Genomic DNA, 21,385 nt, shown 5'->3' with positions numbered 1-21,385 from the left:
CAAGCCAGCGCCCCCGGCCAGCCACACAAAAAAGCAGACAGCCCGCAAGCCATCTGCCTTTCTCTATCAACCATCACCCCTCTCTCACCGCCCGCCCCAGCACCGCCTTGCCCCCCAGATACGGGCGCAGGGCTTCGGGCACGCGGACCGTGCCGTCGGCCTGCTGGTGGTTTTCCAGCAGGGGCACCAGAATGCGCGGCACCGCAATGCCGGTGTTGTTCAGGGTGTGGGCGTACAGCAGCTTGCCGTGTTCGTCGCGGTAGCGCAGGCCGGTGCGCCGCGCCTGCCAGTCGCCCAAGTACGAGCACGAATGCGTTTCGCGGTACAGCCCTTCGCTGGGCACCCAGGTTTCCAGGTCGTACATGAGCACCTTGCCGGCCCCCATGTCGCCCGTGCAGTTCTGCACCACGCGGTAGGGCAGTTCCAGGGCCTGCAGCAGGGCTTCGGCGTTCCCCAGGATGGTCTGGAACCAGCGCAGGCCCTCGGCCTCGTCGGCGCGGCAGAGCACGTACTGCTCCACCTTGCGGAACTCGTGCACGCGAATCAGCCCGCGCACGTCGCGCCCTGCCGACCCCGCCTCGCTGCGGAAGGCCGCGCTGATCGCCGCGTAGGTGATCGGCAGCGCCTCGGCCGCCAGTTGCTCGCCCGCGTACAGGCTGTTCACCGGCACCTCGGCGGTGCCCGCCAGCATCAGCTCGTCACCCTCAACCTTGTACACCTGATCCTCGCCGCCCGGGAAGTGCCCGCTGCCCACAAAGGCGTCGGGGCGGGCCAGCGCGGTGGTGGACAGGGGCGTAAAGCCGCGCCCCGCCAGGAAATCCAGGGCGAAGGTCAGCACGGCCATTTCCAGCATCACGGCCTCGCCTTTCAGCAGATAACTGCGGCTGCCCGACACCCGGGCCACGCGTTCGGGGTCGCTCCAGCCCTGCCGTTCCAGCAGTTCCACATGGTCCAGCGGCGGGTAGGCAAAGGCGGGCAGGGTGCCTTCGCGGCGCAGTTCCACGTTCTCGCTGTCGTCCTTGCCTACCGGCACGCTGGGGTGCGGAATGTTGGGCACGCGCAGCAGCAACTGTTTCAGGCTGTCCTCGTGGGCGCGCAAGGCGGGTTCCAGGGCCTTGATTTCCTCAGCCAGATCCTTGCCCTTCTGAATCAGGGCCGGGCGCTCTTCGGGGCTGGCCTTGGGCACCAGCTTGGCGTTGGCATTACGCTCGGCCTGCATGGCCTCCACGCGCTGCTTGAGTTCCACCAGTTCGCGGTCCAGGCGCAGCACCTCGTCAATATCCAGGCTCAGGCCCTTGACCTGCACGGCGTGCTTGACGGTGCCAGCGTGTTCACGGATAAATTTCAGGTCCAGCATTACTGCGCCCCCCGGCACTCTGTGAGCGGCAAGTCCAGCGAGGGGCCGCCCCTGAGCTGAAGGCCCCGCATCAGTCCTGCTCCACGGTGCGCGGCACGCGAATGTGGCCGTCGGGCAGGTGCTCGGGGGCCAGGGCCATGACGACCTCGGGGGGGAAGACCTCGCCGGGCACGTCGTCCCGCAGCACGTTCACCAGGGCCACGGGGCGCTGCATCTCCGCCACGCCCTCTGTGTCCAGTTCGTTCAGCTGCTCGAAGTACCCCAGCACGCGCCCCAGGTCGTCCGCCATCGCTGCGCGTTCCTCCGGGGTCAGGTGCAGCCGCGCCAGCTGCGCAAGATGAGAAATCTGGGCCGCGTCAATCATGCCGCGAAGTATAAAGCAGGGTCCGGGGCGGCTGGGGGCGGGCCACAGGGTCTGGAACCCGGCCGCGCACCCCCGCGTAGCTCCTGACATGCGCTTTCTTTCCATCGTCCCCGCCGCCCTGACTCTCTCGCTCTCTGGCGCCGTGGCCGCCCAGGCCCCCACCCCGGCCCAGGCCGTGACCCGCGTGCTGAGCGGGCAGGCACAGGAAAGCGACTTCGCCCCCAGCTTTCTGGCGCAGGTGCCACTGGCCACGCTGAAGGCGGGGCTGGAGAACATCCGCCGCGAGCTGGGCAGCTTCCAGCGCCTGCACGACCAGGGCGGCACCCTGCGCGCCGTGTTCGAGCGCGGCGAGCTGATCGTGTCGGCCCTGTCGCTGGATGCCCAGGGCCGGATTGTGGCGCTGCGCTTCAGCTCGCCCACCCCAGACAGCGTAACCGCCCAGCGGGAAGCGGTGCTGCGCGCCCTGTTCGTCACGCCGTTGGACCCCGCCCTGTTCACGCCCGAATTTCTGCAGGCCGTGCCCCCTGCCCAGCTGAGCGCCCTGCTGGACAGCCTCCGCGCCCAGTTCGGCACCTTGCAGACCGTCGCCCTGGCCGGCGAGGGCGCCACGCTGACCTTCTCGAACGGCACGGTGCAGGTGCGCGCCCTGGCGCTGGACGACCAGGGCCGCATTGAGGGGCTGCTAATCGCCCCGCCGCGCCCCGAGGTGAAGGTCACCACCCTGGACGAGGCCCGCGCCGCCTTTGCGGCCCTTCCCGGGCAGGTGAGTGTGCTGGTGCAGGAGGTGGGCGGCCCGGCCCGCCTCAGCCTGAACGCGGGCCGGCCGCTGGCGGTGGCCTCGGCGTTCAAGCTGGCCGTGCTGGGCGAGTTGCAGGCGCAGGTGCAGGCCGGGCGCCTGAAGTGGACCGACGAGGTGACCCTGCAAGACGCCGACCGGGTGTTCTCCAGCGCCGCGCTGGAGAAAGTCCCTGCGGGCCGCCGCCTGACCCTGCAGGAATTGGCCGCGCAGATGATCTCGGTGAGTGACAACACCGCCACCGACCTGCTGCTGCGGGCGGTGGGCCGCGACGGCGTGGAGCGGCGCCTGGGCGTGCGCGTGATGGTCAGCACCCGTGAAGCGTTCATCCTGAAAAACCCCGCCAACGCCGAACTGCTGCGCGACTACCGCGCCGCTGGCCTGAATGAGCAGGCCCGCCGGGCGGTGCTGGCCCGGACCGACGCGCTGCCCCTGCCCGCCCCCGAAACCTGGCCGGACGGCCCCCAGGCCCTGGACGTGGAATGGTTCGTGAGTGCCCCGCGCCTGTGTGCCCTGATGGCCGAAGTGGCCGCCCTGCCCGCCACGCAGCTGAACCCCGGCGTGGCCCAGCCCGGCACCTTCAAGACCGTCAGCTACAAGGGCGGCAGCGAGCCCGGTGTACTGAATCTGACCACGCAGGTGACCACGGCGGCCGGGCGTACGTACTGCGTGGCCGCCACCTGGAACCATACCGAGGCGCTGGACGACGACCAGTTTATTGGCCTCTACAGCGCCCTGCTGGACCTGCTGCGCTAGGGGGGACTGGGCGCAGGGGCAAAACCCTCACGCTTTCTTCAGCAGGGCTCACGCAGCGTCAGGCCCACAGGCTCAGAGTGGAACCATGACCCCACGTCTGCTGCTGACAGCCGCCCTGCTGGGCATGTCCCTGGCGCACGCCCAGGTGAGCATCTTCAACATTCCGGCGCTGCCCCCGGGCCAGTCGGCCCCGGCGGCCCCGGCCCCCACCACGCCAGCCGCGCCGGGTACCGCAACGCCAGGGGCAGGGGCCACTACCCTGCCCACCGCAGGCGAGGCCCTGGACATTCCCCACCAGGCCACCCTGAACGGCCCCGGTAGCCTGAAGGTGGGCGAAGCCACCACCTGGACCTTTGACCTGAGCAACCAGGGCGAGCAGCCCATTCGCCTGGAACACGGCGCCTGCGACGTGCGTTTTGAGGTGCTGAACGCCGCCGGACAGGTGGTGCGCGGCAACCCCCGCGACACGGTGTGCACCATGCAGATTGTGGTGACCGAGGTGGGCCCGGGCGAAACGATGGACGTGCAGACGATCCGCTGGGACGGCCGCGACAGCCAGGGCCGCGCCCTGCCCGCTGGCGAGTACACCATCCGCGCGGTGTTCAGCGGCGCGGGCGTGCGCATCGCCGCCGAGCCCTTTACCGTCACCCTGGAGCGGTAAGGCAAAGGCGCGGGCAGGTGGAGAAGGAGAGTTTCCCTCTCCCCTGCACCCGCTCTGTTGTTGTTCACAGTGGCGGCCTGTTCCACCCAGGGCCTCCAGCACAGCCCACGCGGCCCCAGGACCTTGGGATAGACCACCCCGTAAACGCTCTGTTCAGTCTTCGGTCACCTGCACGCCCTTCCAGAACGCCACGCGGCCCTGAATCTGGCGGGCGGCATCCTTGGGGGCGGGGTAAAACCACGCGGCGTCGGGGTTTTCCTGGCCGTCCACCGAGAGGCTGTGGTAGCTGGCCTCGCCTTTCCAGGGGCAGGTGGTCCGGGTCGCGCTGGGCCTCAGGTACTCGGCCCGCACGCTGTCGGCCGGAAAGTAATGGTTGCCTTCCACCACCACCGTGTCATTCGACTGGGCGATCACCGCGCCGTTCCACATGGCTTTCATGCGGCCCAGCGTAGAAAAGCGCGCGCGCCGTGACCGTCAGACCGGGTGCAATCCGGGAACCCGCTGGGCGAGCACACCGGGTGACTGAACGGCCACCTGTCATAAAGCCACCCTCCTTTTGTCATCAGCCACGCAGCCCAGGCCGCCTCCCAGGTCACCGCAGCTGTCCAGATTCAAGGGTCGTCTAACATCAGCCCATTGACTTTCGGAAGCGCTTCCTCATTCAATGTTGAGACACATGAAACGCTTCCAGATGCTCGGGCGCGCTGGCGCCCTGACGGCCCTGACCCTATCCCTGGCGGCCTGCGTGCCACCACGCACGCCGGACGCCGGCCCGCGCGCGTGGCAGGACGAGGTCATTTATTTCGCCATGACCGACCGCTTTGCCAACGGCAATCCGGCCAACGACAACGGCCCGAACCGAAACGCCGGGGACCGCGCGGACCGCACCAATCCGCTGGCGTGGCACGGCGGTGACTTCGCGGGCCTGAAGGCCAAGATTGAGGAAGGCTATTTCAAGCGCATGGGCTTTACCGCCATCTGGGTCAGCCCGGTGGTGCTGCAGGTGCCCGCCATCAACACCGGCAGCGGGCCCAACCAGGGCAAACCCTTTGCCGGCTACCACGGCTATTGGGCCGAGGACTTCAAGAAGGTAGACCCCCACTTCGGCACGCTGGACGAGTACAAGGCCCTGATTGACACCGCCCACAAAAACGGCCTGAAGATCATTCAGGACATTGTGGTGAACCACGCCGGCTACGACGCCACCCTGACTAAAACCAACCCCGAGTGGTTCAACACGCCAGCGGACTGCGCGGCGTCGAGCAACAAGACCACCGACTGCGATCTGGCGGGCCTGCCGGACTTCAAGCAGAGCCTGCCCGCCGTCACCGCCTACCTGAACGACTTCGTGCGCTACTGGCGGGACACCACCGGCATTGACGGCCTGCGCATAGACACCATGAAGCACGTGCCAGACGCCTACTGGAAGCAGTTCTTTGCGGCGGGCGGCGCGGGGGACCCGGCGAAGGTGTGGTCGGTGGGCGAGGTCTTTGACGGCAACCCCTCATATCTGGCCCGTTTCATGGACGACCTGGGCTCGCCCAGCGTCTTTGACTTCGCGCTGTATTTCGCCATGAAAGATCACCTGACAGGCGCGGGCGGCAACCTGGACCGGGTGGCCGACGTGTTCGCCCAGGACGGCGCCTACCGCGACCCCACCCGCCTGACCACCTTCGTGGACAACCACGATGTGCGCCGCTTTGTCTCGGAAGTCACCGAGCGCGGCGGCAGCGCGGCGCAGGCGGCCGAGCGGCTGGACCTGGCCCTGTCGACCATGTACTTCTCGCGCGGCACGCCCAGCGTGTGGCAGGGCACGGAATACGCCCAAAGCGGCAAGGGCGACCCCTACGATTACCCGCTGGGTCAGGGCAACCGCGAAGACATGGACTTCATCAAGCTGGCTGGCAGCACGCTGGATGAGCGCCTGGGCGCCCTGGCAAGCGCCCGCGCCACCTACCGCGCCCTGACGCGCGGCGCCCAGCAGGAACTGTGGCGCCCGAACGGCGGCGCGCCTGTGCTGGCCTACCGCCGGGTGATGAGCGGCGTGACGGGGCAGGCCGGGCAGCCCGTGGTGTTCGTGGTGAACGGGGGCGACACGCCCGTCGACCTGAGCACCCTCAGCGGCGGCGGCATTCCGCTGCTGGGCACCTTTGCCGGCACCGCCCTGACCGAAGTGACGGGCAAGGCCCACACACTGAGCGTCAGCGGCGGCAAGCTGGTGGGCAGCGTGCCCGCGCGCAGCGTGCTGGCCGTGACCGCCCCGGCTGGCGCGGGGGCCAGCGGCACCGTGAATCCGGGTCTGCCCGAAGTGGCGGCCCTGAGCGTGAAGGCCGGCGACAGCGCCGCGCAGCTGTCGTGGACGCCGAGCACCGACCCCAAGGTGAGCGGCTACCGCATCTACGTGAAACAGGGCGCGGGCGCCGAGCGGCTGGTGAACTTTGCGCCCATTGCCCGCGATCAGGGCAGCTTCCTGGTGCGCGGTCTGACCAATGACGCGAGCACCACCTTCCGCGTAGTCACGGTGGATGCCAGCGGCGCCGAAAGCCGGGGCAGCGCGGTCAGCGCCACCCCCAGCAGCAAGAACACGGTCAAGGTGACCTTCACGGTGGACGCCCGCAGCCAGGGCAACGGCCCCATTGAACTGCGCCGCTTCGACACCGGCCAGCAGCTCGAACTGTCCATGACCCAGACGGGCCGGGGCCTCTGGAAAACCGAGGTGGAGCTGCCCCTGTTCCGCGAGATCAAGTTCAAGTTCGGCAACGACGGCCCCGGCGCCAAGAACAGCGGCTACGAGGGCCCTGGTCAGGGCGACCGCGTGTATGTGGCCGGCACGAACGGCAATGCGTACAGCGGCACCTACGACTTTATTGATAAGCCGGTGCCCGCCGCCACCATTGAAGGCAAGGTCACAGGCGCTGGGCAGCCCCTGGGCGGCGCCCTGGTGGAGGCCACCACCGCTGACCCCAGCCTGAACTACGCCCTGACATTCAGCGACGGCACCTACACCCTGTTTGCCCCGGCAGGCACCCACACCCTGAAGGCCAGCGCGGGCGGCTATCTGGATGCCACGCGCAGCGCCACTGCCCCGCAAACCGGCGCCGACCTGAACCTCAGCCGCGACACCCGCACGAAGTACACCATTGACGGCAACCTGAGCGACTGGACCGCCCCCAAGGTCACGGTCCAGAGCCCGAACCCTGGCGTCTTCGGCGCGGACAACAACTGGCTGAGCCTGCGCGCCGACAGCGACGCCCAGTATCTGTATCTCGCCTACACCTACCGCGTGGCGGGCAACAGCGCCATCCTGTACCTGGACACCGGCGCGGGCGGCGCGGCCCAGGCCGACAGCTTTGAGGCGTGGCGCCGGGCGGCCACCTTCAGCGGCGGCGTGAATGGCGTGGACGCTTTCGTGGCCCGCTATGAGAACCAGACGGCCCAGCTGCGGCGCGTGGCCAGCGCCACCAGCACCCCGGAGGTGAACGCCGCCGACTACTTCCAGGCCAGCAGCGGCACCCTGCCCGAACAGACCGTGGAACTCGCCATTCCCTGGACGGCCCTGGGCCTGAGCGGCGCGCCCGCCGGCGGTGTGAAGGTCATGGGCGGCATCTTCGGCGGCGACGGCTACGGCGCTGGCGACATCATCCCCGATGCGGGCAGCACGCCCGCTGGCGCCAACACGATTGGCACCGACGGCGAGCAGCGCCGCGCGACCTTTACAGCGCCCGTCACCGTGCCTTAAACCATCTGCTTAGAAGGGAGAGCGGCGAGGGCCCAAGTGGCATCCCTCGCCGCTCTCCCTTTGCCGTTCAGGACGCCGTGCCGGTGCGCAGGTAGTCCAGAATGCCTTCCACATCGGCCGGGGCCAGGTTCTCCGTCAGCCACCCAGCGTCCACATGCCGGCCCTGGGCACGGGCGTTCAGCACCTCGGCCAGGGCGCCCAGCACAGCGTTCATCAGCTCGGTTTCGGGGGCGTCGTCGCCAGCTGCCGCCAGCCGCCGTTCTTCAGCCAGCGACAGCGGCAGGCCCGAAAAGGTCAGGTCGTTGATCGCGAAGGGCGGCTTTTCGTTGAGGTGGCGGCCAAATTTCACTTGGGTCATGGGGGCTCCTGAGAGGGTGAAGGGGTTATGCCTGGGGGCGTGGCTGCTGGCGCAGGTAGGCCGCTCTGGCCTCGCGCAGCCACGCGGTTTCCGGGGCTTCCTGCACGGTGGTCAGGTAGTCCAGCAGGGCGTCGTGGATGGCCTGCAGCTGCGCGGTAAACAGGTTCAAGGCGTCGGTTTCTGGCGAGACGTAAAACTTGTTGCAGATCAAGAGGCGCTCGCGGTCAATCAGGAAGCAGATCTGCCGGTGCCGCAGGGCGACGGAATTGATGAGGTCGAGAATCTGCTCGCGGTGCTGGTCATAGAGCCCTTCGTAGTCCCGTAAGTCGTAGGAGATGATGACGGACTCAGCGTCTAGAGTCTTCTGTATGCCGAGTGGTAAACCACCCGTGTCGAAGGAGACATACTTTTGATCCTCTGATGTTATCCTGTCGCCCTTTATTTCCGCCATAAAGTGTTTGAACGCCTGCCAGGAGTACAGCTTGGTCTTTCCATTAATGTATGAACGAAATCTGCCCACGGATGTCAAAGGGGGCTTTTTTAATAGGACTAGATTTATTTGAGAGAACAATGCATCTAAGATTTCCATAGGAACACCTTGATGCCATAAAGATATTCCCCTCTGTATATAGATAGCTTCATTTATTCTTAGCGGAGAGAAATAAATATCCCATTCTGGCATATTGTCTATTGACGTATCACTTGCATGACACGGTATTCTAAAATTCAGAATTCCTTTTCCGTTGGGCTCACAATAGATATCCAATCCATCGTAGATAATCTTCATAACATTGTTACTAACGCTGCTTTGAATACCCCTTTCTAAAAGGTATTCTTTTAATATGAAAATAGATTCTCCTAAAAACTGGCTTGGTAAGTCTTTAGGTTGCGCAAGCAGACCCCTAAATAGCCTATTTAACACCCTTTTGCTCCTTATCGGGTTTATCGGGCTCGGTGATCTCGTGGAGATCACCACCTATAACGTTACCCAGTGAGCTTCCAAGATATTTCAGGACTGTGTCGAACCCCATCGCAGTCGGCAGCATCCCCGGTTTCCCGAGCAGCTCTGGCGGAATGCCAGCAAGACTTTGGAGCGCAGCGTCACCATAAGTGGTGACTTTTCCAAACTCATCGGCCGTTTTTCCCATAGCCAGGGGAATAGCCTGACGACGAGTCTGCTCGTCTTTACTGCCAGAGTTGGCTTTCACATTCAAGCTGAATTTCAATCCGGCGAACTTTGTGAGTTCCTCGGCCACTGACCCCACATTCTGTCCTATTCCTCCGGCCAGACCGTGGTCCGTGAAGGCCTGTAGGAAGGCCTGTGACTTCTGCTGAATATTGGCGGCCATCAGCCGTGGACCTGTGAGGGCCATCATGCCTGCCTTGCCGCCAACAGTGGTCGCGTTGCCAACAAAACCCTGGCGCACCTGTTGCCACATACTGCCCCGAGCCGCTGAGTAGGCTGCCCGGCGCAGCTGCGGATTGGCTTTCCACGCCGCTGCGATCAAGTCCTCTTGCGGATTGGCCTTGAGTTCGTTGAAGAGCGCCTGCCGAATTTTCTTGGCACTGGCACCCGGCATATTCAGGCGGTGGCGAGCCAGAATCAGTCCCATTGGTCTGTTCAGTTCTGCCTTGACTTGGGCCCGGGCGACACGGTTCACGCTTTGCCGCAGCACATCTGTTCCAGCCAACAATGTTCCCACATCACGCTGCCCTATGCCGCGCCAGCCTGCGTTGCCCAGCATGTCGTGGCGCACGCCAGCACGCACACTGGCCACAATGTTCTGGTTGTACTGCTGCACGCCCTGGCGGGTGGCCTGCCAGACCTGGGCGATCTCTTGCCGAATAGAGGACGCCTGATTGCCCACACGCGCGGCACGATTGCCTGCCAAGCGGGCAGCAGTGCTTCTAACACCCTGCCACCCCGCTCCAGCCACCTTCCCTACAACCTGCCCTGCACCGCCCACATACTTCAGCGCGCTGCCCACCCCTCTGGCCACGCCACCGCCGACCACCCGCGCCGCCGGCCCCAGAAATGCCCCCAACAGGCCGTCTACCGCCAGGGTCGAGGCAGTGATGCCCGTGCTCCACTTGCGGTTCTTGTAGTTCTCTGGGCTGGCACTTTTCAGAACCGCTGTTTCAGCCAGCGAGCCCGCCACGCCGCTCGCCATGCCGGCAGCCGCTAGAACGAGGGGCAAGGCGGCGCCACCCGTTCCGATCACCGCCACCACGCCCACGCCCACGGCAATGGACGCCCCGAACTTGGCCAGGATCGCGGCGCCTTCTGGGGAGCGCACCCACTTCCAGGCGCCGGCCACGGCTTGACCGACCTGACTCTTCTTGACTTGCTCCCACTTCGCGTTGGCCCAGGTCATGGCCTGTTTGGACTTCTGCACCACGGCCACCACCGCGTCTTTGCCCAGCTTGCCAATACTGCCGGCCAGCTGCTGCAGGGGCATGGTAATGCGCTTGCCGGCCTGCGCCATCCTGGCCAGCTGTTCACCCCGGTACGCCTTGTCGGTGGTGAAGCGGTGGATGTTGCCGCCCACCTGCGCTATCTGCTTGACCATCGGGGTCTGCGCCAGCCGCTTGAGCGCCTTGCCCCGGTACGCGGGGTCGGTGGCGAATTTTGCCGCACTCAGGCCCAGGTTCTGCAGGTTCTGCACGGCCGCCCGGCCAGTCTTGGCCAGCCCCTTCAGGGCCTTCTGCGCGGGGGCAGGCAGCGATTTGGCCGCTGCCCGCAGCGTGCGGTGCAGACCAGCTTTGGCCTGCTTGACGAGCTGCGCGCGCCCCTTGGCCGTGCCCAGCTGCCGGGCGGTGCGGCCCACCCGCGTGGCCACCTGGGAGACCGCTGCCCGCGCCTTTTTGGACAGCTGCCCCACGCTGCTCAGTAACTGGGCAGCGCGCGGCAGGCGTTTGCCCAGGGTCTCCCCGGCGCGCTTGACGGCGCCGCGTGCAGCGGCCATACCTTTGCCCAGGCCCGCACGCACGCCACCCACCTTCTTGGCCGCCTTCTTGATGGTGGCGCGAATGGGGGCAGGGAGCTTACGTTTCAGGGTGTTCAGGGCCGCCTTGCGGGCTGCTGGGTTGGTGACGGTTCTCACCACCTGCTTGACCGCTGCCTTGGCCTTCTTCTTCAATTCCTTGAGTTTGTCCAGGGGGTTGAACCAGCGCTGAATGGTAGGGGCCTCGGCCAGCCGCTGCAGGGGCTGGGGGGAACGCACCTGGGTCAGTGCCCCGGGCCGGTGCCGCGCGTGCTGCGTGCCGAAGCGAGGGCCTTGAGCCAGCTTGGCGCCCATCGTCCGAGCCTCGCTTTCCAGCCCAGCATCGGGGTCCACGCCCGGTCCGACGCGCCCTTGAGACTGCTGCACGGTGTGGGTGACTTCGTGCGCCAGCAGTTCCAGCCCACTCTGGCTGTTCGGATTGAACTTGCCACTCTGGAAAAAGATGTCACTGCCGGTGGTAAAGGCCAGGGCATTGACCCCCTTGGCCAGCGTGTCCGCTTCCGCATCATCATGAATACGAACGCGGGACAGGTCGTGGTTCAAGCCTTGTTCGAGGTGCCGTTGAATCGCTTCGGGCAAGGGATTGCCTGCGCCCCGTCTGGCTTGAATCCGTTGCAACACGGGTTGCGTGGCTTCGGCGTCCAGTTCCGCCAACTGCCGCTGCAAGGTCTGGCGGTGGGTCAAGGTCGCTGCTACGGCCGCCTCGGCTTCATAGCGTTGGGCGGCTGTATCCACAGCTCGCTGAAGGGCCAGCCGTTCTCCAGCGGGCACCAGGCCCAGAACGACCCGGCTGACCGGCGCACTGATTTCATGCCTCTGCAGGGTCGCTAAATGCTCGCCGTAGGTGTCATAGCGGGCTTGGGCGGGGCCTCGATCTGCACGGAAGCCTTGGACCAACGTATTGGCCACTTGGCGCTGCAGGGCCGTGAACTGGGCGTATTGCCGTGTGTCTAACGCTTGGCCTTCAACCTGCTGGGCCTGATGGCGCATCACCGTCACCCAGTCGGCGGGGCTTTGGGGTTTCGCGGGCACAGGCTGGGCCTGTTGCTGGACCGCCACACCCTCCACCTGGGGCAGGGCGGCCAATTGCTCGCTCACCGCTTGGCGCTGAATGGCAAGCCGGGCTACCTCCTGCTGGGCCAGCCCCGACGCCCGCAGCACCGGCCCCGCCGCTTGTCTCTGCACAACAGTCGAGGTTGGATTCAGGCGCCGCAATTCCTGGGCCAGACGCTGCAATTTCAGCGTGGCCAGATCGGGCGCGGGAGCAAGGACTTCAGAGACCCGGCGGCGTGCCGCAGTGGGCCCAGCCGGGTGCTGGCGGTGCAGACGTTCACCCATACCTGTGCATCTTAGAGAAAGTGCCGGGCAATTAGTGCGCAGGTCAGCAAAGGGCGTCTGGGCGGTCCGCTGGCCCTTTGCCTTTACACTGTGACCAACGCGGGAGGCCACCCCAAATGCCTCCCGCTTCTTTGTGACCGCCCGGGCTGACATTCCCATGACATTCGGGCGAAACATTCGGGAGGATTGTCATGGTTCTGTCTAAATTCATGCCCAGCAACCCCAAGTTCAGCGAGAAGTTCGCGGCGGCGGCCCGCAATGCCCACGCCACCGCCCAGGCCCTGGTGGACCTGCTGGAGAACTACACCGATATCGACGCCAAGGTCCAGCGCGTGCGCGACCTGGAACACGAGGGCGACCGCCTGACGGGCGAGGTCACCAACCTGCTGGCCGAGTCGTTCATTGTGCCGTTTGACCGCGAGGACATCATCAGCCTGAACAGCGAGCTGGATGACTTGGTAGACGACATGGAAGACGCCGCGCGCAAGCTGAGCCTGTACGGCGTGGAGCGGCCCCTGCCCCAGATGGCGCAGCTGGCCCGGGTGGTCGAGCAGCAGTGCGCCCTGCTGGCCCAGGGCATGCCGCTGCTGGAGCAGGGCAGCAAAGTGGCGGACCTGAACCGCATTACCCGCGAGGTGCGCGCCCTGGAAGATCAGGCCGACACCATCAGCGACGAGGTGCAGCGCCATCTGTACAGCGGTGTGAACGACGTACAGGGCATGATCCGCGCCATGCGCGGCGGCGAGATTGTGGCCCTGATTGAAGACGCCAGCGATCAGGCGCAGCGCGTGGCCAAGACCATCGAGAGCATTCTGCTCAAGAACGCTTAAGGACCGCGCCCTCTATGGAAACGGCTCTGATTGGCCTGATCGTCATTGTGACGCTGGCCCTGATTTTCGACTTTATCAACGGCTTTCACGACACCGCCAACGCCATTGCCACCAGCGTGGCCACCAAGGTGCTGACCCCCGCCCAGGCCATTGCCATGGCGGCCATCCTGAACGTGGTGGGCGCGCTGACCGGTACGGCGGTCGCCAAGACCATCTCCAAGGACATCGTGCCGCAGGAATACGCCACCCTGGAATTGGTGGGCGCCACCCTGGTCAGCGCGATTGCCTGGAACCTGTTCACGTGGTGGAAGGGCTTGCCCAGTTCGTCCAGCCACGCCCTGGTGTTCAGCCTCGTGGGGGCGGGCATCGCGGCAGGCGGCGTGGGCATCATCATCCCCAAGGGCGTGCAGAAAACGCTGACCGGTCTGGTCACCAGCCCCGCCCTGGGCTTCCTGATCCCTATTCTGCTGATGTTCCTGCTGTCGTGGCTGGTGCTGCGCTGGATGAAGCCCCGGGTGGTCACGCGCACCTTTCGCACGCTACAGATTTTCAGCGCCGCTTTCATGGCCTTTTCGCACGGCGGCAACGACGCGCAGAAAACCATGGGCATCATCACTTTCGCGCTGGCGGCCTACCTGAACACAGAAATCGAGATCGTGCCGCTGTGGGTGATTCTCTCGGCGGCGGCGGCGATGGGCGCAGGCACCGCTGTGGGGGGCTGGCGCATCATCAAGACCATGGGCTTCAAGGTCGTGGACCTCAAGCCGGTGGACGGCTTCGTGGCCGAAACCAGCGCCGCGCTGATCATCGAAACGGCCAGCCGCCTGGGCATTCCAGTCAGCACCACCCACACCATCTCCACCAGCATCATGGGCGTGGGCACCACCAAGGGTTTCCGCAAGGTCAAGTGGCAGGTGGCCGGGCGCATCGTGCAGGCGTGGATTTTCACCATTCCGGTGTGCATTGCGCTGGGCTGGCTGGTGCATAAGCTGCTCCTGGCCGTAGGGGTGTAATTCGCAGGCTGCCCGCCGGGCAGCAGCACAGGGGTCAGCGGCGTGCCGGCTGACCCCTTACCGTTGGGCCCCAGCCCTGTTGGGGGCGGTCTGGGCCGGGTGTCATGCTGGGGCATGGTCTGGAACAGGTGGGCAGGACTGCTGCTGGCGCTGGGCGGCGCCGCACTCGCAGAGGGAACAGGCGCCCACAGCGGCCCCCCGGCCTTTTTGCTGCAACTCACGCTGCTGCTGGGGGTCTCGGCGCTGGCGGCGTATGTGTCGTTCCGGCTGCGGCTGCTGCCCATCATCGGCTTTCTGGTGGCGGGGGTGCTGGCGGGCCCCGGCGCCCTGGGCCTGATCCGCGAACCAGAGCTGATTGCAGCCGCCTCGGAAATCGGGGTGATGCTGCTGCTCTTTACCATTGGCATCGAATTCAGCCTGGAGCGGCTGGGGCGCATTGCCCGCCTGATTTTCCTGGGCGGGGGCCTGCAGGTGGGCCTGACGCTGCTGGTGACCGTGGGGGTCATGCTGGCGCTGGGACGCGGCGCGCCCGACGCGGTGTTTACCGGCTGCCTCATTGCCCTGTCCAGCACCGCCATCGTGATGAAGCTGCTGGGCGAACGCGGCGAAACGAACGCGCGCACCGGGCAGGTGGCGCTGGGCATTCTGATTTTCCAGGACCTCGCGGTGGTGCTGATGGTCCTGATGATTCCGATGCTGGCCGGGGAGGGCGGCGGCCTGGGCGGGGTGGGACTGGCGCTGCTGAAAGCGGCCGGCATCATTGCCCTGGTGCTGCTGGCCGCGCGCCGACTGGTGCCGCCCGTCATGGAAGTGGTGGCGCGCACCTGCTCCTCCGAGATTTTTCTGCTGACGGTGGTGGCGCTGTGCTTTGGCACGGCCAGCCTGACGGCCGCCGCCGGGGTCAGCCTGGCCCTGGGGGCCTTTCTGGCGGGGCTGCTGGTCAGCGAAAGCCGCTACGGCGCGCAGGCCCTGGGGGAGATTCTGCCCCTGCAGATTCTGTTCAGCGCGGCGTTTTTCCTGTCGGTGGGCCTGCAGCTGGACCTGGGGTTCCTGGCCGGGCACCTGGGGCTGGTGCTGGGGGCCGCCGCCGTGATTGCCGCCGCCAAGACGGTCATCACGGCCCTGAGCGTGCGTCTGCTGGGCGAGCCCTGGTCGGTGGCCCTGCCGGTGGCGCTGCTGAGCGCGCAGGTGGGCGAGTTCTCGTTCGTGCTGGCGGCGGCTGGCACCGCCCTGGGCCTGAGCTTTGCGGGCCTGGGCGCGCAGGGCAGCGGCGTGTTTATTGCCGCCACCGTGCTGCTCATGACCCTGACCCCGGCCCTGGCCGCGCTGGCCCGGCCACTGCTGGCCCGCCTGGGCCCGGCTGCCACGCCCGCGCAGGCGGCGCTCGCAGTGACCGCCACCGCCCACGGGCTGGCGGTGGCGGGCCGGGTGGTCTTTCTGGGCTACGGCGCACACGCGCGGCTGGCGGCGCGGGCGCTCAGCCGCGCGGGGCACCCCTACGTGGTCGTGACCCGCAGCCCGGACGGCCCCAGCGAACTGCAGGGCCGGGGCGTGGCGGTGCTGATCGCCGATTACACCCGCGCGGCCCTGCTGCGCGAACTGGACATCGCGGCGGCCCAGGCGGTGGTCATTGCCGACGACGACCCCGAAACCACCGAGCGCGCCGTGCAGGTGCTGCGCACGGTAGCGCTAGAGGTCACCGTGATCACCCACGCCCCCACCGCCGAGGAGGGGCTGAAGCTGCGCGGCCTGGGCGCCCAGCATGTGCTGTCGCCCCGGCACGAAGTCGCCGCCGGGCTGCTGGACCTGCTGACCCCCGCCGAGGTCTCACGCGGTCACCTTGCCCGGCACCTCGCCGCCCACCCGCCCGTGGCCCTCAGCGCCGAGCAGCAGGCGCAGTGCGAGCATGCCCGCGCCAGCGCCGGCCCGGTTACCCCCGAGGCCGATGTGTGCCTCGCCTGTGTGGCGCAGGGCGACACCTGGGTTCACCTGCGCGTGTGTATGACCTGCGGGCATGTGGGCTGCTGCGACTCGTCCAAGAACAAGCACGCCACCCGGCACGCCCAGAGCAGCGCCCACGCCGTGATTCGCAGCGCCGAGCCCGGTGAAAGCTGGGCCTACTGCTACGAGCACGGGTGGACGAAGTAGGGCGCAAAGGGGTCACAGCGGACCCCTTTGCGCTTGCGCGTGAACGGGGTGCAGGGAGAGAGCTGGTCGCCGTCAAGCCAGCGGGGTTTTGTCCTACGCCCTCGCTTTAAGCCCTCTCCCCCGCTTCAGCATTCAGGGGTAACCAGTTGCGCTCTGAACAGCCTGTTCTCAAACGCGGGGGGCCACCCGCAGGGCCTGCAGCGCCAGCAGGGCAGCCGCCACATCCAGCGCGGCATGCAGGCCGTACACCAGCAGGTCGGCGGCTGAACGGGGACCGCCCAGCCCGGCCACCGGCACCAGATTCACCACCCCAATCGCCAGACTCAGCGCGGCGCCCACATTCAGCCACGACGCCAGCGCGGCCCGGCCGGCCAGATCCAGCGGGGCGGGAGCAAAACGCGCCAGCGTGCCGTACACCGCGTTCTTGGCCAGAATGAAGCCCAGTTCCACCGTCGCCAGGGCGGTCAGGGCCACCGGGTTGGCGTCGGGGACGGCCCCGCCCGCATACAGGAACACACCCATCAGCCACAGCGCCAGCCGCAGGGCGGTCAGCCAGGGAAACAGGCCGCGCAGGGAGCGCAGCACGCCGTCATCATCCTCGGTTTTCAGGGCCTGGGCATAGCGGGCGAACACCTGCGTCCACCACACCAGCACCAGCGCCGAGAGCAGCGTGCGCAGCGCGCCCAGCCAGCCGAATTCCGAAAGCGGCCAGCCGGACCACACGGCGTATGCGCACAGCCCGAAGGTGGCCACCACCAGCGCCCACAGCGCCACCAGCGCGGCCGTGCGCCAGCGGGGGGCGGTCATGGGGCCCCTGCGGGGCGTCTAATGGTCAAAGGGTCTGAGGGTCTAAGGGATTTACTGCCCCATCTCCTTAGACCCTTTGACCCTCGACCCTTAGACCTCCTCACAGGCCCAGCTTCGCCTGCAGGCGCTCGCGCACGACTTCAGGTTTGGCCTTGCCGCCGGTGGCTTTCATCACCGGGCCGAACAGAGCGTTCATGGCCTTGGCGTTGCCGGCGCGCACCTTCTCCACCGTGGCGGGGTCGGCCTGCATGGCGGCGTCAATGGCGGCGTCAATGGCGGCGGTGTCGGTCACCACGCTCAGGCCGCGTGCGCGCACCAGTTCGCGCGGGTCGTGGCTGCCCAGCACGTCGGGCAGCAGGTCCTTGGCCACCCGGCCGCTGATGGTGCCCTCGTCAATCAGCGCCACCAGGGCCGCCAGATGCGCGGGCTGCAGCGCGCTGCCGTCCACCGTCTGCCCCTGGGCGGCCAGCAGGCCCGAGACGTCCCCCAGCAGCCAGTTCGCCAGCTTCTGTGCATCTGGTTTCTGGGCATCGGGGCCCGCGCGCATGGCCTCGTCGTAAAAGCGCGACAGGGCCACGTCGTGGCTCAGGGTATGGGCGTCGCCGGCCCGCACGCCCGCCGCTAGATACCGTTCCTGTTTCTGGGCGGGCAATTCCGGCATGCGCGCGCGCACCCGCGCGATCCAGTCCGGAGTGATGTCCAGCGGCGGCAGGTCGGGCTCGGGGAAGTAGCGGTAATCGGCCTCGCCTTCCTTGGTGCGCATCAGAAAGGTCTTCTGGCCGCCCTCGTCCCAGCCCAGGGTGTCCTGGGTGATGCGCCCGCCACCTGCGAGCACCCGCGCCTGCCGAGCGGTTTCATATTCAATGGCACGCGCCACCGAGCGGAAGGAATTGAGGTTCTTGACCTCTACCTTGGTGCCCCAGGGCTCGCCGGGCTGGTGCAGGCTGAGGTTCACGTCGCAGCGCATCTTGCCTTCCTCGGGGGCCGCGTCACTAACCCCCAGCGCCTGCGCAATGGCCTGCACGCTTTCCAGAAAGGCGCGCGCTTCTTCGGGGCCGGTCAGGTCGGCCTCGGTAACCATTTCCAGCAGGCTGGAGCCGGCGCGGTTGAGGTCCAGCATGGAATAGGGCGCGTAGGTGGGGTGGGTCAGCTTGCCCGCGTCGTCTTCCAGGTGCGCGCGCTTGATGCGGATGCGCCGCACCTCGCCGCTCTCCAGGGTCACGTCCAGAAAACCGTCACGGGCAATGGGGCGGTCGTACTGCGAGAGCTGAAAATTCTTCGGCGCGTCGGGGTAAAAGTAGTTCTTGCGGTGAAACTGGGTGGGCCCCGAGACGTCGCAGTTCAGGCCCAGGCCGAACATCATGGCGAGTTCCACCGCCTCGCGGTTCAGCGTGGGCAGGGTGCCGGGCAGGCCCAGGGTGTAGGGGTCGGTAAAGGTATTGGGCGCGGCGCCGTGGTAGTCCTGCGGGCAGGCGCTGAAGATCTTGCTTTTCGTCTTCAGCTGCAGATGCACTTCCAGCCCAATGACCGCCTGATACGCCATGCGGCCGAGCATAGAGCATTTGCCCGCGCGCGCCCCGGCCCACCGCAGACAGGCGCGCCCCCTCCCCGGCGCCCAGGGCCATGCACTACCCTGCCTCCCATGTGGATCTCTGGGCGGGCAGCGGCGGTGCCGGGCAGCGTGTTCGCGCTGATGGACGCCGCCAAGGAGCGGGCGCGGGCTGCTGGGCGCGTGGTAACGGACCTGAGCATTGGCAGCAGCGACCTTTCGCCGCCCGAAGCGGTGCTGTCGGCGCTGCGCGAGGCCACCCGGGACCCGGCCACCTACCGCTATCCCCTGTTCAGCGACACGGCCCCGCTGCGCGAAGCGGCGGCGCGCTATCTGAGCCGCCGCTTTGGCGTGCAGGTGGACCCCCAGACTGAGGTGCTGCCCCTGATCGGCGCGCAGGAGGGGCTGGCCCACCTGCTGCTGGCCGTGACCGATCCCGGCGACACGCTGCTGCTGCCTGACCCCGGTTACCCGCCCTACCTGGGCGCGGCGGCGGTGGCGGGCGTGCAGGTGGCGCCGCTGCCGCTGCGCGAGGAGCACGGCTTCCTACCTGATCTGGACGCGGTGCCGGCTTCGCTGCGTCCCCGCGCCCTGCTGCTGAATTACCCTAACAACCCCACCTCGGCGGTGGTGGACGATGACTTTTTTTCCCGGGTGGCCGCGTGGTGCCGCGCGCGGGGCACCCTGCTGATCCACGACCACCCCTACGCCGAACTGACCTTTGGCGACTACCACGCCCCCAGCGCCCTGCAGGCGGGCGTAGGCGGCGTGGTGGAACTGCACTCGCTGAGCAAGACCCACCACATGGGGGGCTTCCGGGTGGGCTTTGCCGCCGGAGACGCCGGGGCCATTGCGGCGCTGGCCCGCGTGAAGGGCAGCGTGGATTTTCACCCCTACCTGGGCATTCAGCGCGCGGCGGCCCTGGCGCTGGACCTGCCTGAAGCCCTGGGCCGCCAGGGCGCGGCCGTGTTTCAGGCCCGGCGCGACGCCCTGGTGCCCGCCCTGCGCGACCTGGGCTGGACCGTGGCGTGGCCCCAGGCCAGCATGTACGCCTGGGCCCGGGTGCCGGGCCTGCAAGACAGTGTGGCCTTTGCGGTGCGCGCCGCCGAACAAACGGGTGTGGCCCTCAGCCCCGGCGCCGCCTTTGGCCGCCAGGGCGAGGGCTACGTGCGCCTCGCCCTGGTGCAGCCCCCTGAAGTGTTGCTGGACGCGGCGCAGCGGTTAGGCGAGGTAGAGACATAGGTTGTGGGCTGTCAGAACGGCTTTTTCCCACACCCCGCTTCCCACACCTTTACTTATCGAACTTGTCGTACCCGGCCGCGCTGCGGCGCTGGGCGCCCCGGGCGTAGTCCATCTGCATTTCCACCGTCTCGTGCTTGCCTTCGGTGAAGGTGCTGTCGTGAATCCAGTAGTTCAGGCGGTCGTCGCCCAGTTGCACCCAGAACTTGTGGGCGTCTTCGGGGTCACGCCAGAACACCACGTGCTCAAAGGCGTTGCTGTGGGCCCACTTCTGAATGTCGCTCAGGACGCGGGCGGCCTTGGGATGGGTCATCTCGAATTCCTGACCGTCGCTCTCGTTGCGAAACTTGATCTCGACCATAGTGAAAGCAGCGTAACAGACCCTGCCTGCTGCCCACCTGCAGCTTGTCTGAAGGAAAATTCAGGGTGCGGTGAAGGCGGCGCGGGCCGGTCCTCTATGCTGCGGGCTGCCCATGACCGACCCGCCCCTGCTGAAGGTCACGACTTTGAACCTCAATGGCCTGCGCAGCGCCCTACGCAAGGGGCTGCGCGAGTGGCTCAGCACCGAAGCGCCCGACGTGCTGTTGCTGCAGGAGGTGCGCGCCGACCCCATGCCAGACGCACTGGCCGACCTGGGCTACGCCGGGGCGTGGTTCCCGGCCCAGAAGGCGGGCTACAGCGGCGTGGCCATTCTGGCCAAAGCGCCCCTCAGTGATATCCGCGTGGGCCTGCCGCACGACGAACTGGACGCCGAGGGCCGCGTGCTGAGCGCGGTCGTGGGCGGCGTGCGCTTTGCCAGCGTGTACCTGCCCAGCGGCAGTTCCGGCCCCGAGCGCCAGGGCTTCAAAGAGCGCATTCTGGAGGACTATCACGCCTGGACCCAGGCCCTGATGGCCGAGGGCACCCCACTGGTAATCGGCGGCGATTACAACATCGCCCACCAGGCCGTGGACCTGAAAAACTGGCGTGCCAACCAGAAAAACAGCGGCTTTCTGCCCCAGGAACGCGAGTGGATGACCCGTCACCTCGCCGGCGGCCTGACCGACACCCACCGCGCCTGCCTGGGCGAAACCGCCGCCTATACGTGGTGGAGCAACCGGGGCAACGCCTACGCCAACGACGTGGGCTGGCGCCTGGATTACCTGCTGAGTGCTGGGGTGACGGTCCAGGGCGTGCAGGCGCACCGCGCCGCCCGCCTGAGTGACCACGCGCCCCTGAGCGGTCAGGTGCTGCGCCCCGGGCCTCAGCCGTAGGTCACGCGGATAGGCCACGGTGCGTAAAGGTGGCGTCAGGCGGGGCGTGTTATGCTAAGGACGCTGCCGGGTTCAGGACAGCGCCCCCACCACGATCACGGTTTTTCCGGTCGTGCTGGACTGCCGGGCGCCACCCGAGGAAGCGACCAACACCAGTTCCCGTGGGCGGATT

17 protein-coding genes are annotated in these 21,385 nt (G+C 67.0%); 8 read left to right on the top strand and 9 right to left on the bottom strand.

Annotated elements, in window-relative coordinates; translation table 11 throughout:
* Nucleotides 1–73 precede the first annotated feature (73 nt).
* The gene (gene serS / locus KMW22_RS07880; RefSeq protein WP_221089478.1) at nucleotides 74–1,357 is read right to left on the bottom strand and encodes a serine--tRNA ligase; all 1,284 of its coding nucleotides are present in this window, start codon (nucleotides 1,355–1,357) and stop codon (nucleotides 74–76) included.
* Between the two features lie 70 nt (nucleotides 1,358–1,427).
* Nucleotides 1,428–1,721, bottom strand: coding sequence for an Asp-tRNA(Asn)/Glu-tRNA(Gln) amidotransferase subunit GatC (gene gatC / locus KMW22_RS07875; RefSeq protein ID WP_221089477.1), 294 nt, complete (start codon nucleotides 1,719–1,721; stop codon nucleotides 1,428–1,430).
* 88 nt (nucleotides 1,722–1,809) lie between these two features.
* Between gatC and KMW22_RS07870 the strand changes: the two genes are divergently transcribed.
* Nucleotides 1,810–3,273: a serine hydrolase gene (locus KMW22_RS07870; protein WP_221089476.1), complete on the top strand. Its 1,464-nt coding sequence runs from the start codon at nucleotides 1,810–1,812 to the stop codon at nucleotides 3,271–3,273.
* 85 nt (nucleotides 3,274–3,358) lie between these two features.
* Nucleotides 3,359–3,934, top strand: a complete 576-nt coding sequence (locus tag KMW22_RS07865) for a flagellar hook assembly protein FlgD (protein ID WP_221089475.1) — start codon at nucleotides 3,359–3,361, stop codon at nucleotides 3,932–3,934.
* A gap of 153 nt (nucleotides 3,935–4,087) precedes the next feature.
* Here KMW22_RS07865 and KMW22_RS07860 read toward each other — a convergent pair whose 3' ends face one another.
* A complete protein-coding gene (locus KMW22_RS07860; RefSeq protein ID WP_221089474.1) occupies nucleotides 4,088–4,372 on the bottom strand; it encodes a DUF427 domain-containing protein in 285 nt (94 codons plus the stop codon).
* A gap of 238 nt (nucleotides 4,373–4,610) precedes the next feature.
* Between KMW22_RS07860 and KMW22_RS07855 the strand changes: the two genes are divergently transcribed.
* Complete coding sequence (locus KMW22_RS07855) at nucleotides 4,611–7,673, top strand: alpha-amylase family glycosyl hydrolase (RefSeq protein WP_221089473.1); 3,063 nt, start codon at nucleotides 4,611–4,613, stop codon at nucleotides 7,671–7,673.
* A gap of 67 nt (nucleotides 7,674–7,740) precedes the next feature.
* Here the strand turns inward: KMW22_RS07855 and KMW22_RS07850 are convergent, their stop codons facing one another.
* The 3 genes from KMW22_RS07850 to KMW22_RS07840 all read right to left on the bottom strand — a co-directional run bounded on the left by KMW22_RS07850 (nucleotide 7,741) and on the right by KMW22_RS07840 (nucleotide 12,374).
* Nucleotides 7,741–8,031 carry a hypothetical protein gene (locus KMW22_RS07850; protein WP_221089472.1) on the bottom strand — a complete coding sequence of 97 codons (291 nt, stop codon included), beginning with the start codon at nucleotides 8,029–8,031 and terminating at the stop codon, nucleotides 7,741–7,743.
* A 25-nt stretch (nucleotides 8,032–8,056) separates the two neighbouring features.
* A complete protein-coding gene (locus KMW22_RS07845) occupies nucleotides 8,057–8,818 on the bottom strand; it encodes a hypothetical protein (protein ID WP_221089471.1) in 762 nt (253 codons plus the stop codon).
* 124 nt (nucleotides 8,819–8,942) lie between these two features.
* Complete coding sequence (locus KMW22_RS07840) at nucleotides 8,943–12,374, bottom strand: eCIS core domain-containing protein (RefSeq protein WP_221089470.1); 3,432 nt, start codon at nucleotides 12,372–12,374, stop codon at nucleotides 8,943–8,945.
* A 191-nt stretch (nucleotides 12,375–12,565) separates the two neighbouring features.
* Here KMW22_RS07840 and KMW22_RS07835 point away from each other — a divergent pair, with 191 nt between their 5' ends.
* From KMW22_RS07835 to KMW22_RS07825, 3 genes are all read left to right on the top strand, one after another.
* On the top strand, nucleotides 12,566–13,204 hold the full coding sequence (locus tag KMW22_RS07835) for a DUF47 domain-containing protein (RefSeq protein ID WP_221089469.1): 639 nt from the start codon (nucleotides 12,566–12,568) through the stop codon (nucleotides 13,202–13,204).
* A 14-nt stretch (nucleotides 13,205–13,218) separates the two neighbouring features.
* Nucleotides 13,219–14,217: an inorganic phosphate transporter gene (locus KMW22_RS07830; protein WP_221089468.1), complete on the top strand. Its 999-nt coding sequence runs from the start codon at nucleotides 13,219–13,221 to the stop codon at nucleotides 14,215–14,217.
* A 114-nt stretch (nucleotides 14,218–14,331) separates the two neighbouring features.
* On the top strand, nucleotides 14,332–16,365 hold the full coding sequence (locus KMW22_RS07825) for a cation:proton antiporter domain-containing protein (RefSeq protein ID WP_221089467.1): 2,034 nt from the start codon (nucleotides 14,332–14,334) through the stop codon (nucleotides 16,363–16,365).
* A gap of 168 nt (nucleotides 16,366–16,533) precedes the next feature.
* Here KMW22_RS07825 and KMW22_RS07820 read toward each other — a convergent pair whose 3' ends face one another.
* Both KMW22_RS07820 and gatB read right to left on the bottom strand, forming a co-directional pair.
* Nucleotides 16,534–17,172: a hypothetical protein gene (locus KMW22_RS07820; RefSeq protein WP_221089466.1), complete on the bottom strand. Its 639-nt coding sequence runs from the start codon at nucleotides 17,170–17,172 to the stop codon at nucleotides 16,534–16,536.
* 100 nt (nucleotides 17,173–17,272) lie between these two features.
* Nucleotides 17,273–18,715, bottom strand: a complete 1,443-nt coding sequence (gene gatB / locus KMW22_RS07815; RefSeq protein WP_221089465.1) for an Asp-tRNA(Asn)/Glu-tRNA(Gln) amidotransferase subunit GatB — start codon at nucleotides 18,713–18,715, stop codon at nucleotides 17,273–17,275.
* A gap of 99 nt (nucleotides 18,716–18,814) precedes the next feature.
* Between gatB and KMW22_RS07810 the strand changes: the two genes are divergently transcribed.
* Nucleotides 18,815–19,963, top strand: coding sequence for an aminotransferase class I/II-fold pyridoxal phosphate-dependent enzyme (locus tag KMW22_RS07810; RefSeq protein WP_221089464.1), 1,149 nt, complete (start codon nucleotides 18,815–18,817; stop codon nucleotides 19,961–19,963).
* A 49-nt stretch (nucleotides 19,964–20,012) separates the two neighbouring features.
* Here KMW22_RS07810 and KMW22_RS07805 read toward each other — a convergent pair whose 3' ends face one another.
* The gene (locus tag KMW22_RS07805; RefSeq protein ID WP_221089463.1) at nucleotides 20,013–20,321 is read right to left on the bottom strand and encodes a hypothetical protein; all 309 of its coding nucleotides are present in this window, start codon (nucleotides 20,319–20,321) and stop codon (nucleotides 20,013–20,015) included.
* A 112-nt stretch (nucleotides 20,322–20,433) separates the two neighbouring features.
* Here KMW22_RS07805 and KMW22_RS07800 point away from each other — a divergent pair, with 112 nt between their 5' ends.
* Nucleotides 20,434–21,213, top strand: coding sequence for an exodeoxyribonuclease III (locus tag KMW22_RS07800; RefSeq protein ID WP_221089462.1), 780 nt, complete (start codon nucleotides 20,434–20,436; stop codon nucleotides 21,211–21,213).
* The last annotated feature ends 172 nt before the right edge of the window (nucleotides 21,214–21,385 follow it).

The organism is Deinococcus aquaedulcis, from assembly GCF_019693445.1.
In the GTDB taxonomy this organism is placed as follows: domain Bacteria; phylum Deinococcota; class Deinococci; order Deinococcales; family Deinococcaceae; genus Deinococcus; species Deinococcus aquaedulcis.
This window is presented reverse-complemented; position numbering and strand designations above follow the sequence as displayed.

Excerpts from the sequence above, each read along its gene's own strand:
- gatC (WP_221089477.1), bottom strand. The coding sequence starts at position 1,721 with ATGATTGACGCGGCCCAGATTTCTCATCTTGCGCAGCTGGCGCGGCTG.
- serS (WP_221089478.1), bottom strand. The coding sequence starts at position 1,357 with ATGCTGGACCTGAAATTTATCCGTGAACACGCTGGCACCGTCAAGCAC.
- KMW22_RS07860 (WP_221089474.1), bottom strand. The coding sequence starts at position 4,372 with ATGAAAGCCATGTGGAACGGCGCGGTGATCGCCCAGTCGAATGACACG.
- KMW22_RS07850 (WP_221089472.1), bottom strand. The coding sequence starts at position 8,031 with ATGACCCAAGTGAAATTTGGCCGCCACCTCAACGAAAAGCCGCCCTTC.
- KMW22_RS07800 (WP_221089462.1), top strand. The coding sequence starts at position 20,434 with ATGACCGACCCGCCCCTGCTGAAGGTCACGACTTTGAACCTCAATGGC.
- KMW22_RS07840 (WP_221089470.1), bottom strand. The coding sequence starts at position 12,374 with ATGGGTGAACGTCTGCACCGCCAGCACCCGGCTGGGCCCACTGCGGCA.
- KMW22_RS07830 (WP_221089468.1), top strand. The coding sequence starts at position 13,219 with ATGGAAACGGCTCTGATTGGCCTGATCGTCATTGTGACGCTGGCCCTG.
- KMW22_RS07825 (WP_221089467.1), top strand. The coding sequence starts at position 14,332 with ATGGTCTGGAACAGGTGGGCAGGACTGCTGCTGGCGCTGGGCGGCGCC.
- KMW22_RS07805 (WP_221089463.1), bottom strand. The coding sequence starts at position 20,321 with ATGGTCGAGATCAAGTTTCGCAACGAGAGCGACGGTCAGGAATTCGAG.
- KMW22_RS07810 (WP_221089464.1), top strand. The coding sequence starts at position 18,815 with ATGTGGATCTCTGGGCGGGCAGCGGCGGTGCCGGGCAGCGTGTTCGCG.
- KMW22_RS07835 (WP_221089469.1), top strand. The coding sequence starts at position 12,566 with ATGGTTCTGTCTAAATTCATGCCCAGCAACCCCAAGTTCAGCGAGAAG.
- KMW22_RS07855 (WP_221089473.1), top strand. The coding sequence starts at position 4,611 with ATGAAACGCTTCCAGATGCTCGGGCGCGCTGGCGCCCTGACGGCCCTG.
- KMW22_RS07845 (WP_221089471.1), bottom strand. The coding sequence starts at position 8,818 with ATGAAGATTATCTACGATGGATTGGATATCTATTGTGAGCCCAACGGA.
- gatB (WP_221089465.1), bottom strand. The coding sequence starts at position 18,715 with ATGGCGTATCAGGCGGTCATTGGGCTGGAAGTGCATCTGCAGCTGAAG.
- KMW22_RS07870 (WP_221089476.1), top strand. The coding sequence starts at position 1,810 with ATGCGCTTTCTTTCCATCGTCCCCGCCGCCCTGACTCTCTCGCTCTCT.
- KMW22_RS07820 (WP_221089466.1), bottom strand. The coding sequence starts at position 17,172 with ATGACCGCCCCCCGCTGGCGCACGGCCGCGCTGGTGGCGCTGTGGGCG.
- KMW22_RS07865 (WP_221089475.1), top strand. The coding sequence starts at position 3,359 with ATGACCCCACGTCTGCTGCTGACAGCCGCCCTGCTGGGCATGTCCCTG.